This window comes from Pedobacter sp. GSP4 (assembly GCF_051857575.1).
Lineage (GTDB): Bacteria > Bacteroidota > Bacteroidia > Sphingobacteriales > Sphingobacteriaceae > Pedobacter.
On sequence record NZ_JBPZIR010000004.1, the window covers coordinates 20,448 to 32,578 of the forward strand.

Annotated in this window: 14 protein-coding genes; 10 read left to right on the plus strand and 4 right to left on the minus strand. The window is 41.6% G+C overall.

What is annotated here, in order from left to right; translation table 11 throughout:
* Positions 1–28: 28 nt before the first annotated feature.
* On the plus strand, positions 29–274 hold the full coding sequence (locus ACS5PU_RS10915; protein WP_439459321.1) for a hypothetical protein: 246 nt from the start codon (positions 29–31) through the stop codon (positions 272–274).
* On the plus strand, positions 274–1,002 hold the full coding sequence (locus tag ACS5PU_RS10920) for a DUF3667 domain-containing protein (RefSeq protein ID WP_439459322.1): 729 nt from the start codon (positions 274–276) through the stop codon (positions 1,000–1,002). Before ACS5PU_RS10915 ends, ACS5PU_RS10920 begins: the two co-directional genes overlap by 1 nt.
* 80 nt (positions 1,003–1,082) lie before the next feature.
* Here ACS5PU_RS10920 and ACS5PU_RS10925 read toward each other — a convergent pair whose 3' ends face one another.
* Positions 1,083–2,639 (minus strand): FAD-dependent monooxygenase, encoded by a 1,557-nt coding sequence (locus ACS5PU_RS10925; protein ID WP_439459323.1) that lies wholly within the window; start codon positions 2,637–2,639, stop codon positions 1,083–1,085.
* Positions 2,640–2,840: 201 nt separating this feature from the next.
* Between ACS5PU_RS10925 and ACS5PU_RS10930 the strand changes: the two genes are divergently transcribed.
* On the plus strand, positions 2,841–3,224 hold the full coding sequence (locus ACS5PU_RS10930) for a VOC family protein (protein ID WP_439459324.1): 384 nt from the start codon (positions 2,841–2,843) through the stop codon (positions 3,222–3,224).
* 30 nt (positions 3,225–3,254) lie between these two features.
* Here ACS5PU_RS10930 and ACS5PU_RS10935 read toward each other — a convergent pair whose 3' ends face one another.
* Together ACS5PU_RS10935 and ACS5PU_RS10940 are read right to left on the minus strand one after the other, a co-directional pair.
* The gene (locus ACS5PU_RS10935; RefSeq protein ID WP_439459325.1) at positions 3,255–4,070 is read right to left on the minus strand and encodes a helix-turn-helix domain-containing protein; all 816 of its coding nucleotides are present in this window, start codon (positions 4,068–4,070) and stop codon (positions 3,255–3,257) included.
* Positions 4,071–4,117: 47 nt separating this feature from the next.
* The gene (locus tag ACS5PU_RS10940; protein ID WP_439459326.1) at positions 4,118–4,603 is read right to left on the minus strand and encodes a GNAT family N-acetyltransferase; all 486 of its coding nucleotides are present in this window, start codon (positions 4,601–4,603) and stop codon (positions 4,118–4,120) included.
* 334 nt (positions 4,604–4,937) lie between these two features.
* Between ACS5PU_RS10940 and ACS5PU_RS10945 the strand changes: the two genes are divergently transcribed.
* On the plus strand, positions 4,938–5,618 hold the full coding sequence (locus tag ACS5PU_RS10945) for a phosphonatase-like hydrolase (RefSeq protein WP_439459327.1): 681 nt from the start codon (positions 4,938–4,940) through the stop codon (positions 5,616–5,618).
* Between the two features lie 454 nt (positions 5,619–6,072).
* Here ACS5PU_RS10945 and ACS5PU_RS10950 read toward each other — a convergent pair whose 3' ends face one another.
* Positions 6,073–6,930: an SDR family oxidoreductase gene (locus ACS5PU_RS10950; protein ID WP_439459328.1), complete on the minus strand. Its 858-nt coding sequence runs from the start codon at positions 6,928–6,930 to the stop codon at positions 6,073–6,075.
* Between the two features lie 183 nt (positions 6,931–7,113).
* Between ACS5PU_RS10950 and ACS5PU_RS10955 the strand changes: the two genes are divergently transcribed.
* The 6 genes from ACS5PU_RS10955 (at position 7,114) to ACS5PU_RS10980 (ending at position 12,129) form a co-directional block, all read left to right on the plus strand.
* Positions 7,114–7,695: a Crp/Fnr family transcriptional regulator gene (locus tag ACS5PU_RS10955; RefSeq protein WP_439459329.1), complete on the plus strand. Its 582-nt coding sequence runs from the start codon at positions 7,114–7,116 to the stop codon at positions 7,693–7,695.
* Positions 7,696–8,122: 427 nt separating this feature from the next.
* Positions 8,123–8,611 (plus strand): hypothetical protein, encoded by a 489-nt coding sequence (locus ACS5PU_RS10960; RefSeq protein WP_439459330.1) that lies wholly within the window; start codon positions 8,123–8,125, stop codon positions 8,609–8,611.
* Positions 8,612–8,729: 118 nt separating this feature from the next.
* Positions 8,730–9,572: a helix-turn-helix transcriptional regulator gene (locus ACS5PU_RS10965; protein WP_439459331.1), complete on the plus strand. Its 843-nt coding sequence runs from the start codon at positions 8,730–8,732 to the stop codon at positions 9,570–9,572.
* Positions 9,573–10,012: 440 nt separating this feature from the next.
* Entirely contained in the window at positions 10,013–10,825 is an 813-nt protein-coding gene (locus tag ACS5PU_RS10970) for a hypothetical protein (RefSeq protein ID WP_439459332.1), read from the plus strand.
* A 6-nt stretch (positions 10,826–10,831) separates the two neighbouring features.
* On the plus strand, positions 10,832–11,704 hold the full coding sequence (locus ACS5PU_RS10975) for a hypothetical protein (RefSeq protein WP_439459333.1): 873 nt from the start codon (positions 10,832–10,834) through the stop codon (positions 11,702–11,704).
* 17 nt (positions 11,705–11,721) lie between these two features.
* Entirely contained in the window at positions 11,722–12,129 is a 408-nt protein-coding gene (locus ACS5PU_RS10980; RefSeq protein ID WP_439459334.1) for a hypothetical protein, read from the plus strand.
* Positions 12,130–12,131 lie beyond the last annotated feature (2 nt).

Here is a 12,131-nt window from a genome sequence, read left to right on the forward strand (position 1 = left end):
ACTTTTGATAAAAACCATCCTTCAAGTTATGAAAAAATCATCATCGTTAACTTTAACTGAGTTAACCAAAAGCAAATCAACTTTAAATGGGGTATTAATAGGCTTCGCCGTATTGGGTGTTATTGGCGCTGTAACCTTATACGTGCTCAAAGCCGAACCTATTTTGTATTTACCGGTACTGGTACTGCCAATTACCTGGGTACCATTGCTCATTTCCTTAAAATCGGTAAATGATGAGATTAAAAAGCGGAATACAGAAAATACTAGAGGCTAATGGATAATTTGGTGAACTGTAAAAACTGTAGCACTACGGTTAACGGTAATTTCTGCGCGCAATGCGGTCAGCAGTTACAGCTTAAGCGGGTAGATTGGCATTACGTTCTGCACGAAATTCAACATGTTTTACATTTCGAAAAAGGAATTTTATATACCGTAAAAGAATTATTGGTTAGGCCCGGGCAAAGCGTGCGCGAATTCATTGCCGACAACAGGAACAGGCTCGTAAAACCCATCATTTTTATTATTGTTACTTCGCTGATTTATACCATTATCGATCATTCCTTCCACATTGAGGATGGTTACATCAATTTTAGCAGCGTAAAGAAAACTAACGTTGCACGAATTTATACCTGGTTACAAAACCATTATGGTTATGCCAATATCATCATGAGTGTATTTATTGCATTTTGGCTAAAACTGTTTTTTAAAAAGCACGGCTATAATTTTTTTGAAATCCTGATCCTGTTGTGCTTTTTACTCGGTATGGGTATGCTCATCTTTTCCGTATTTTCGATCTTTGAAGGCATAACCAAAATAAAAGTTTTGGCTTTTTCGGGAATGGCGGGTGTTTTGTATTGTTGCTGGGGAATAGGACAGTTTTTTAACCCTAAAAAGGCATCGAGCTATCTAAAAGCATTGGTCGCATATATTCTGGGGATGATTTGCTTTACCGTTATTGCCGTCTTAATAGGCATATTGGCCGATCTTATCCTTAAACCGTAGCTTGAAATACTACCTAAAACACATATTCTCTAAAATTAATGGCAAGGATAATTTCCCTGCCATTTAATTTTATGTATCAGCTACTCCGAATTGCGGACAAACCACAGACCAAGGCTCTTTTCGAGTTCATTGTAGTCTACTTCATTTTCTGCAAGCCAGGCAATAATCCCGTCAGGCCGTATCAACAAGGTGCTAAGGCCAAGCTGGTTTGCTGCGTGTCCAGAAATATAGTTAAGCTGTTCGCTGTACTCGGCGGCCAATGCTTTAAGTTGAGCATTCATCGTAAAATCCAGTAATATCCCTTTGCCATCGTCCATTAATGCGCCTATTTTTTGGCCAATATTAAGTTCAAAGTCGGGTGTGCTTTGACCCAATAGGGGATGATTGTCGCCTAGGTTATAACCTGTAGAAATACCCCATACGCGGTTGGCAATATACGTAGCACCATCGCGCGTGCTAATCAGATCGCGAAAAATCGCATTAAGCGCACGGGCCTGTGGTTCGGGTTTCATAATGGCCACTTGCGCCCGCGACCAATCTAATACCTGCGCACCAATGGGGTATCGTTCGGTGTAGTAACTGTCTAGTAAACCGTTAGGTGCTTTTTGATGGATGGTTGCCGCCAGTTTCCAGCCCAGGTTCATGGCATCACCTAAGCCAAGGTTAAGTCCCTGCCCGCCCAGTGGCGAATGGATATGTGCGGCATCGCCGGCCAAAAATACGCGGCCATTGCGGTAAGTGGTGGCCTGCCTAGCCCTATCGGTCCAAGTGGTTACAGTGTGCAGCGCTTTTAAAGTAACATCAGTTGCTGAAACACGGCGCAGCACGGCCTGTACCTGTGCTAAGGTAATCGGTTCTTTGCTATGGTGGGCAGTCCCGCCATCAAATTCCTGTATCACCAAATAACCCGGTTGCGACTGTAGATACATGCCTGCAGCAGTTGCATTTCGGCCCGGTTTAAGCTGTTCCGGGTCGGCTATATCAACCTGTACGGAGTAGCCGGTAAATTCGGGCTCGGTGCCATCAAATTCAAAGCCGCCCATTTTGCGTACCGTGCTCCGGCTCCCATCGCAGCCCACAAGCCATTTACCTTTAAAAGTTTGGCTAACAGATTCAACTGTTACCGCATCTTCGCTTTGGTTAAAGTTGCTAATGGCGAATCCGCGTTTAATGTCTACACCCAGGCTTGTTGCACGTTGCGAAAGCACGGTTTCAATTTCGGCCATTTCTGAAATTAAACTGTTTGGATTTGCAGTTGGTAAACGGTATGCCCATTGCGTGGTATCAATATCATCTTCGTAAAATGGAATGCCTGCAAAGTGGCCTACCTGGCGGCGTGTTTCTTTGCCTGCATGGGCGTGCGGATTTTTTAACCGTTTATGCAGTTCGAGTTCCTGTAATAGTCCCCTGCGGTAAAAAGCATCAATAGAGGGGGCAGATAATCCGCGGATGCCAAAAGGGACCTGCTTTAAGGGATTGAATAGTTCTTCTGCCTTTTCGAGTATGAATACCGAACATTTGGCCAGGGCCAGTTCGCAGGCCAGAAACAGGCCTACTGGGCCAGCACCTGCAATAATTACATCATAAACGGATGGGTTTTGAACTGTTTTTTTATTTTGGAATATTGTGTTCATCATCAAGTATTAAAACACAAAATTCTCAAATGCTCCTGTTTTAGGCTTGTATAAACACGACAATCTGCATTGAAAGGAAAAACGACAGATAACCGGTTTTTTTTCTTGCCTTTCGCAATATCTTGCGTGCCTTTTATTAAATTTAAAGCGATAAGCTTAGCTTTAGGACTATAGCTCTCCAACAAAATATAAACAACAACGATTATGAAAAAAGTAACTGGGCTCGGTGGCATATTTTTTAAATGTGAAGATGCCGGAAAAATGAACGATTGGTATGCTAAAAACCTCGGCATAGAAACCAGCCCTTATGGAACAACTTTCCAATGGCGGGAACTTGAAGATCCAGAGAAAAAAGGTTCTACCACTTGGAGCACTTTCCCGAAGGATACCAAATATTTTAATCCATCCAATAAAGATTTTATGATCAATTACAGGGTAGAAAACCTGGAAGAACTGGTTGTACAGCTAAAAAACGACGGTGTGCAGATTGTGGATGAACTGGCCGTTTACGATTATGGTAAGTTTATCCATATTATCGATCCGGAAGGGAATGCCATAGAGCTTTGGGAGCCGATAGAAAACGATTAGATACCTTGTTAAGGTTATTTTGCGGAGGCTTTAATCAGGCCTGTGAAAGGTGATAAAGTGATGGCTGATGGCCTGCTTCTTTGCTTTGCGTGCAAATGCTGCAGGCGTGGTACCGCTGTAGCGTTTAAATTCCCTGCTCAGGTGTGATTGATCGCTATAGCCCAGCTCGTTTGCCAGGCTGCTCAGGCTGGTATCAGGCTGTAGCCATAGCCTGTTCCTTACTTCTTCAAAGCGCATTACGGTTGTTACATCTTTAACGGTGTGGCCAGATGATTGTTTAAAATTCCTTTCGAGCGTGCGTACAGTGGCATGCGCTGCTGCGGCAACATCAGTTACCTGTAAATTGCCTTTGGCTTTCCTCATGGCTGCGCCGGCTTTAAACAATACACTATTTGTGGCAATGCCCAACTGCGTATCCAAAAAATACTGTTCTATTGTGGCCATCGCTGCATCAATTTGATTGGTGCGAATTAGTTTGTCCAGTACCGGCTGAAGCTGTGCAATGGGATGCTCGAATATGCGTACACCCTGTTTACCAGGTACTAGTCCCAATAAATCAAATACGGCCCATGGGTAACACCTAATACCAATAATTTCTAAACGGTTCTGGGTATAAAAGTGAATGGGCTGGTTAAGCAGTTCCATCATAAAAGGCGATGGTAATTGTTGTAGGGCGCCATTGTAAAAGATGCTGCAGTTGTTCCCGAAGTGGAAAATAATTTCAGCATAGCCATCGGGCAGTACTTCAAAATCAGCCTGCACTGCGCCACTATCTCTACGGTTGTACCAAAAGCATTTTATGGCATCCTGTAAGGCTTCCGGAGGTGTAAATTCTTGGTGCTGCATATTATTGTGATGTTCATCTCTATTACATAGCGAAACTCGGTTTATGATCAGCTATCGAGCTTATAAATAAACTCTTCAATTTCGGCCTGCCGGGCACTTGCAAAACCCCTATCCGTTCCAATTTTTACAAAACCACATTTTTCCAAAACCCTTTGCGAACCAAAATTATCAAAAGCCACACGGCCGAAAATCGGTCTGCTGGGCTCAGTTAAAAGAAACTGCTGTAACGCCAGGGTAGCGATGCCCTGCCGCCAAAAACTTCTGTCAATCCAATAGGTAATTTCGGTATCGCCATGCATAACGAACTTGGCAACATGGCCAACAATAGTACCGTTTACAAGAATGGTTTGGTTATTTACGGTAGGATCTGCCAACAGCTTGGTATATTTACTTAGGTATGCCAGCTTATCGGTCGGGTCTTTTGGCATAAATGCCGCCAGGTATCCGCCTTCTTTATCAAGTTGGAATTCAAAAAGGCTTTCCAGATCGGTTACTTCTGTATTTCTAAGTTTTAAATCAAAGGTTTTATCCATTTTTTAATCTTTGTGCTAATTGGTTTTGCACTGCATGCTAATTGGAAAACGAAATGTTCTCCGTTTTGCATTTCGCTGCGGTAAGTTAGGCAAAAACTAAATCAAATGCTTTTCATCTGTTTTAAAAATGCTGTTTTCTTTAAGTGAAACCTAATCTCATCTGTTGTGATGTTGCGTTTAACACTTCAGATAGGTATCGCCTGATAAAACTTAACACAAATTTAATCTTGTTGATGTTTATTTTTTATGAACACTGTTTAGTTTTGCTAAACATTTTAAAGCCCTTTTATTATATTTGAACTGGCATTTTGGCAAATAAAAAATTGAATTTACAATGAGTAAGCAAAAAACAACAATGGTAGTCTTTGATATGGCCGGGACTACAGTAGATGAAAACAACTTGGTATATAAAACTTTACAGAATGCGATTAATGAAGCAGGTTATAGCTTTAGTTTAGATGATGTGTTGGCAGAAGGTGCTGGTAAAGAAAAGAAACAGGCCATTGCATCTATTTTAGCATTAGAAAACGTAATAGATGAAGCATTGGAAAATAAAATCTATAACGATTTCATTGTTAGCTTAGCCGAAGCTTATGCCGTGGAGGAAATATTGCCTCAGCCGAATGCTGTTGAGGTATTTAACGCGCTTAAAGCAGAAAATATCAAAGTTACACTGGATACCGGTTACGACCGTACTACAGCAAGCCAGATATTGACTAAACTAGGCTGGCTGCAGGGAAAAGATTTCGATCTTTTGGTAACCGCCTCTGATGTATCGAGAAACAGGCCTTTTCCTGATATGATTGAGTATGCCATGGCGTTTTTTGCCATTAATGATGCCAAAAGCGTAGTTAAAGTAGGAGATTCGGCCATAGATATACAAGAGGGGCAAAATGCAGGTTGTGGTTTAAGCATTGGTATTACTACCGGCGCACATACCTCGCAGCAGCTTTCTTCGGCCAATCCCGATCACATCATCAATAACTTAGGTGAACTAATGGGCCTGATTAAATGAAACGGTAAAATTCTTTACAGATCGTTTGGTTAAATTTTGATAAGCAATCGACGCTAAATTTCTCCACAAAAGAAATAAAAAGATGAAAAAAGCAACAACAATGGTTTTTCATGGGCATGGCCATAGGGGCATTTGTAGAAAGGGCATGGGGGAGTGAGCATGAGTGAAATGCAAACCCCTTGGGCCATTACAGGTAAGCAAATTAAAAATCTTGAGTAACGCAGTCCTTTTTCAGTAGCAATAAAAACACTGCTGTAGTGGTTACTAAGCTGTTCGGACTCCGCGCAATTCCCAAATCATGGACGGCCATCCTTCCGAAAGAGATTTTCAAATAACATCCATTATCCTTAGTGCTCCGCAAGCTTTTTATAAAGCCACAAATGTTAAAACATCTCAACACATAGGAGAGATGTTTTAACTGTAAAAAGAAAGCAACTGTAATAGGGCGGTTCGCCTAGTCGTTATAAGCTGCCAACCATTTTGCTTTTATAGCGGCCCTGGCATCGATAAACTCTTTGTCAGTTCCCTGGGCAATGGCATCCATTGGGAAACGTAATGGGCGTTCGCCTTTTTTCATGTTTACGAGTTCCAATACCCCATCGGCAATAGTCTGAGGATTCATATCGAATTTAGCCATTTTGCCAAACAGTGCTGTACCCAAAGCGTTGAATTTTTCGGTAGCCGCATCGCCATATTCGGCCACAATTTCAGCTTTATCGGCATTTACACCTGTTTTGCTTCCATTGGTCATTTCGGTAGGGTAAACGCCCGGCTGTATGCTCACATTTTCGATGTTGTAGGCAGCTAGCTCATCCTGAAGGCCCTCGGTAATGCTCTCTACAACCAGTTTCGAAGAGATGTATGGAATCATAAAAGGAAGCGTGTGGCCACTTGCCCCTGTGGTAATGTTGATGATCAGTCCCGATTTTTCTTTGCGCATAGCAGGCAGAACTGCTTGATAGGTGCGGAGCACGCCATACACGTTCACCTCAAACATTTTGCGAACCTGATCGAGCGAGTAACCCTCCAGTAAACCAAAACCGCTTACTGCAGCATTGTTAACCAATACATCGATCTTTCCGTATTTTGCAATTACCTGAACAATGGCATCATTTACCGAGCTATCGCTGGTGATATCGATTTCTACAACTTCTATATTGGCAATTGCCGAAAGTTCAGCAGCTGCTTGGGCATTATGTCCGTTAATGTTGCGCATTCCGGCAATAACCGAATGGCCGGCATTGGCCAAAGTAATGGCAGTAAGTTTGCCGAATCCTGTGCTTGTTCCTGTAATAAAAATAGTTTTTGACATTTCCTTGTTTTTTAATTGATGATTGTCCGTTTTGAACATTACAAAGGTGCCACAAGGCGCGAAGCTGTACATTGATCTCAAATAAGAAAGAAATTGATCTAGATCAAGCGCATGGATACTGCACCAATCATTTTGAAATTTTAATGCCGATGAGGGGATTTTGTATTAACTTTAACAGCAGTTATGTACGAAGTTTTTCAGCACTATGTTGAGCAAAAAGCAGCGCTCAGCCCTTCCGAATCAGACCGCATCCGTTCACTTGCCGTGATCAAAAAACTCAGGAAAAAACAATACCTCCTGCAGGAAGGCGATGTATGGAAATATAATGCCTTTATTACCAAAGGCTGCCTACGCACCTACTCGGTTGATGAAAGGGGCAACGAACATGTAATTGGATTTGGAACAGAAAACTGGTGGATGGGCGACCGCGAAAGCCTGCTATCGGGAGCGCCTTCGAGCTATAACATCGATGCCATAGAAGACAGTGAACTGGTACTCTTTACCAAAACCAACTTCGATCTGCTTACCAACGAAATCCCAGCTTTTAATGCCATGGTGAATGCGATATTGCAGCGCAGTTTTATTGCCTCACAAAACCGTATCAATGCCTCACTTAGTTTTACGGCTGAAGAGAAATACCTCAACTTCCTTCAAAAATACCCCGGTTTTGCTACACGTATTCCGCAGGCTATGATTGCTTCTTTTCTGGGGATGACGCCTGAAACGCTCAGCAGGATCAGAACGCAGACGTTAAAGAAGAAATAAAGTAGAATGTTGGTTTGGGAAAGCTTGTCAGATGAGCCTGTCGAAGATCTTTTGATCAATCTAATCCAAAAATCGTTATTGCGAGGAGGCTTTTTCAGCCGACGAAGCAATCTTTCTAGCAAGGTTGCCAATGTAAAAATTGTTTTCCCGAAAATCGTGACAGACTGTCGTTCCTCCTGGTAATGATGAGTATGGTAAGGTTTTCTAGGCCATTATTTAAGCGGTAAACTAAAAGAGTTGTCATGTTTAATAGCCAGTTTACTAGAAAGTTGACAACTCTGAGATTCAGCTTGTCCTTATGAACCTGTCGCATCACTTAAAACCTAATTTGAACCAGATTACCAATCAATTGAACGGATAAACAAAAGCCCTTAACCTTACTATAGCCATTTTTGTAAACAACAATTATACATAAAACAAAAAGACTATGGGACTAACAGGTTTAGGTATTTTTCATACCATTATTGGTGTCGCTGCCATTGTAGCGGCAATTATTTCATTTGTACGCTTTGGCAAAATTGATTTAACACAGCTAAGCGGGAAAATATATTTTTATACTACCAGTGTAACCGCTTTAACCGCTTTGGGCATTTCCAAACATGGAGGCTTTAATCCAGGGCATATTTTTTCACTATTCATTTTTATTTTAGTAGTGGTGGCTTTTTGGCTTTCGGTAAAACGGAGGAACAATAATAAGGCCCGCAACATTGAGAATTTTTTGCTTTCTTTCAGTTTCTTTTTGTCGCTCATCCCTACGGTGAACGAAACTTTTACCCGCGTTCCGCTGGGGCACCCATTGGCTAAAAGCCCAACCGATCCTATTATTGGCCAAACATTGCTGGTGCTTTTAATCGCCTTTATTGCCGGTGCCACTTACCAGTATGTTAAACAGCGCAGGGCGGTAGAAATGCAGTAAGTAAAAGCTGATGTTTTTCGGGTAAAGCAATTTTTTACACCTAATAAGCTAATGTATGGGCTAGAAAAGCCAAACCATGCATTAGTTTTTCTATTTTTATAGCTGAAGGTTTTTTAAGATGATCATTGACCATAAAAAATACGACTTGTTTGGTAAAGCCATTGTGCAGAACATCAGGATAAAGGCTCCTTTTACTTTCGATTTTCCTATTACCGATAATGCCTGCTTTTTGTACATGCTGCAAGGTGAAATGCAATACCACCGCAACGAAGAGCGGGTAAACATTCCCCATAAACACGCCTTGTTTCTAAATTGTGTGCAGGCCAGCAAAACCATCAGTAATTTAAATAATGGTGGCGTTAACGAAATTATGGTGGTTAATTTTCATCCCGATATTTTAAAACGGATTTACGATCGCGAGATGCCGGTTATTTTGCAGGCAGCCGGTCAGCTGGTTTCGAACAAGAGTGTAGAGGTTTTAAACAACAATTTTTTGATCGAAAAATACATCGAAGGCCTGTTGTTTTATTTTCAGCACCCTGCATTGGTTAATGAAGATATACTTGTTCTAAAGTTGAAAGAAATTATCCTGCTATTGGCCCAAACCCCTAACGCCCGGGCCGTACAGACCATATTTGCCCAGCTTTTTTCGCCCACTACCTATACTTTTAAGCAGATTATAGAAGCCAACCTCTTTGCTCAGCTAAATATCGAAGCCCTGGCTCAATTGAATAATTTAAGTGTTTCTTCCTTTAAACGCGAATTTGCTAGGCATTACAACGATACACCTGCCAATTACATCAAGACAAAAAGGCTCGAAAAGGCTGCTGAGCTGCTGTTAATTTCGAACGAAAGAATTAAAGATATCGCTTTTAACTCCGGTTTTAACGATCTGGCCAACTTTACCAAAAGCTTTCGCGAGAAATATCAGCGTACGCCGAGCGAGTTTCGCTTGGGTTAGCTTACCAATACTCAAATCTTGTGATCGGTAAAGCTGTACCACTTAACACCAAGGGCATTGGCCCGTAAAATTGGGCGTAGCAGAAAACCTAAAAAATGTCTACATTGTAAAATCATTTGGTAGGATGCGATGTCATATCCTGCTAAATGGACATTTTTAAATATGGAAAAGAAAAAAGACAGTGCTGAAGAAGTAGCTGCGGCCTCAAAACCGGCTCAAAAGCGGTTACCCCGCAAAAAGAAAAAAATGGGCAACAGTGGCGGCAAATCTGGCTAATCTATGCTTCCGTTTAATTATTTGTCAATCTAAACAACCACAATATGGCTAAAAAAATAGAAACCACAGCAGAAGAAAAACCTAAAGTTGCACCTAAACGTTTGCCACGTAAAAAGAAAAAAATGGGTAAGAGCGGTAAAACTGGCGGATAGCAAGCATTGGATATGGAAAATATCACTGGGCAGGTTAAGGGTGGAAAACCTAAGGCCATTAAAGATCCGAGAAGTTTTAAGATAAGCGATTACCTGGCCATTCATCAACTGCAGATTCCAGACGCACATGACTGGACAGCCGCGAAGAAAAATAAATGGGACGTATTTGGGAACAACAGGCTTTACAATTGTACCTGCGCCGCTGCAGGGCATATGATTGAATGCTGGACAGCCAATGCAAGTTCAGCGTTTGAAATTACGGAAGAAGCCATTGTAAACACATACATTACCCTCTCTAATTACGATCCCATTACCAAGCAAAACGACGATGGCGTGTATATGCTCGACGCCTTAAAATACTGGCGTAAAAATGGCATAGAGCAGCACCGCATCCGGGTGTTTGCTACGGTGCCGCATGATCGCCGCGAAATTGTAAAAGCCTCCATTTACCTTTTTGGCGGAATCTATGTTGGGCTTCAGCTCCCCAATAGCATTCTGAAACAGAAAATATGGGAAGTCAATCCTGGTGAACTTACGGGTGATAACGAACCTTGGTCGTGGGGTGGGCATGCGGTGGCCATACTCGCCTATGATAAACAACACTTGACCTGCATTCATTTGGGGAAGGAACAAAAAATGACCTGGGATTTCTGGGAAACCTATAATGATGAGGCTTATGCCATCATAACCCAGGATTTTATGGAAGGCGATAAAAATCCTTTGGGCTTTAATCTTGAGGCCATGGAGCGGGATTTAATGGAACTCACTCAGGCGAAAATTAGGCTAACCAACCGTTTAGCGCAAGAAAAATCTGAAAAATATTAACCCTTTATGATCGAACTCATCCGACAGCTGATCTTAGCTGAGGTGAAAATAGCGCCGGAAATTGTCGACCAGATCTGCCGCCAAGCAGTCCCGAAACCACATTACGATTTAGTGTACAGCCTAACTTATAACCAAGCCGATCCAAAAACAGAAGATCTGATTGAGCTATTGGAGGAGTATGGTTTGGGAAAGGGGCATCACATTATGGAAATCATGGCGGGCAATGGTTACGAAAGTCGTGAATTAGCCAAAAGTTTTCCGGATAATCATTACAGTTGTTTGGACAAAGATACTTATTTTACTCCTTTCCCCGGGTTAAATTATTTAAATGCTGATTGTACCGACATCCATTATCGGCACGCACAGCAGCAGGACCTTATTTTTATAGGCAGCGGCAATGCCTCTATGTGCATGCTTACCGGCTTAAAAGAAATTATGCGGCTTGGTATTTTTCTTCAAAATAATGTTCGCTTGGCTGGATTGGCCGTACTTTCTTATTTCGAAGAGCATGATGCGGTTTCAAATTTCATTATCGATTATTCGGTAAAGGCTATCAACAGCCACTCAGAACCCGCTTTTAATGGTTTGTATGCCCATTGGTTTAGTGCCGTGAAATTCGATGTAGAAAAGCAATTGCACCATTACCACGATCTGGTGGCACTAAGCTATGATGATGAATTAAATAGAGATAGTACTTATGCACAAGTTGCCTACCATGAAAAACCTTTTATTGCCCGTAGCTGGCAAACAGCCATAGTGATGGAAATCATGCAAACAGCGGGCTTTGAATACGTGGGTAATAAATGGAACCCCGACTGTCGTTTTATGCCCTTTAAGAAAGTGGAAAATAAGGCAGGTGTTGACTATTTAGGTGGTTGAGGTATAAAAGCAATATTATGGCTAAGGTCAAAATAGGTAAACGTAAACTGATTGTACTTTGCGCAGTTGCATTACTGACAAGTTTATTTATTGTAAGCGTGTACAATTACAATTTGGGTCATGATAGATTAGGCTGGCAAATTGGGCGTATATTATTTAGTGCTTTCCTTATGCTGCTCACCATTGATGCAAATAGGACTGCTAAATGGATATTGATCTTTACGTTCGTATATTCCATTTTAGAATTTGCAAAGAATTTCCTTTCGATTGGCTTGGATAACTGGTTTGCGTGGACCATTCTTGTAATTCAAATTTATAATTTATTTTTTATTGTCTGTTTGCTTACTTCAAAAGACATCAGCCTATACTTTGAAAATAAACAGCAGCAGCAGATTGAAGTTAACCAAGAAGTCCATATAGACTAATA

Bases quoted from the DNA above. Each gene is read 5' to 3' on its own strand.
- ACS5PU_RS10915 (WP_439459321.1), top strand. From the start codon at position 29: ATGAAAAAATCATCATCGTTAACTTTAACTGAGTTAACCAAAAGCAAA.
- ACS5PU_RS10920 (WP_439459322.1), top strand. From the start codon at position 274: ATGGATAATTTGGTGAACTGTAAAAACTGTAGCACTACGGTTAACGGT.
- ACS5PU_RS10925 (WP_439459323.1), bottom strand. From the start codon at position 2,639: ATGATGAACACAATATTCCAAAATAAAAAAACAGTTCAAAACCCATCC.
- ACS5PU_RS10930 (WP_439459324.1), top strand. From the start codon at position 2,841: ATGAAAAAAGTAACTGGGCTCGGTGGCATATTTTTTAAATGTGAAGAT.
- ACS5PU_RS10935 (WP_439459325.1), bottom strand. From the start codon at position 4,070: ATGCAGCACCAAGAATTTACACCTCCGGAAGCCTTACAGGATGCCATA.
- ACS5PU_RS10940 (WP_439459326.1), bottom strand. From the start codon at position 4,603: ATGGATAAAACCTTTGATTTAAAACTTAGAAATACAGAAGTAACCGAT.
- ACS5PU_RS10945 (WP_439459327.1), top strand. From the start codon at position 4,938: ATGAGTAAGCAAAAAACAACAATGGTAGTCTTTGATATGGCCGGGACT.
- ACS5PU_RS10950 (WP_439459328.1), bottom strand. From the start codon at position 6,930: ATGTCAAAAACTATTTTTATTACAGGAACAAGCACAGGATTCGGCAAA.
- ACS5PU_RS10955 (WP_439459329.1), top strand. From the start codon at position 7,114: ATGTACGAAGTTTTTCAGCACTATGTTGAGCAAAAAGCAGCGCTCAGC.
- ACS5PU_RS10960 (WP_439459330.1), top strand. From the start codon at position 8,123: ATGGGACTAACAGGTTTAGGTATTTTTCATACCATTATTGGTGTCGCT.
- ACS5PU_RS10965 (WP_439459331.1), top strand. From the start codon at position 8,730: ATGATCATTGACCATAAAAAATACGACTTGTTTGGTAAAGCCATTGTG.
- ACS5PU_RS10970 (WP_439459332.1), top strand. From the start codon at position 10,013: ATGGAAAATATCACTGGGCAGGTTAAGGGTGGAAAACCTAAGGCCATT.
- ACS5PU_RS10975 (WP_439459333.1), top strand. From the start codon at position 10,832: ATGATCGAACTCATCCGACAGCTGATCTTAGCTGAGGTGAAAATAGCG.
- ACS5PU_RS10980 (WP_439459334.1), top strand. From the start codon at position 11,722: ATGGCTAAGGTCAAAATAGGTAAACGTAAACTGATTGTACTTTGCGCA.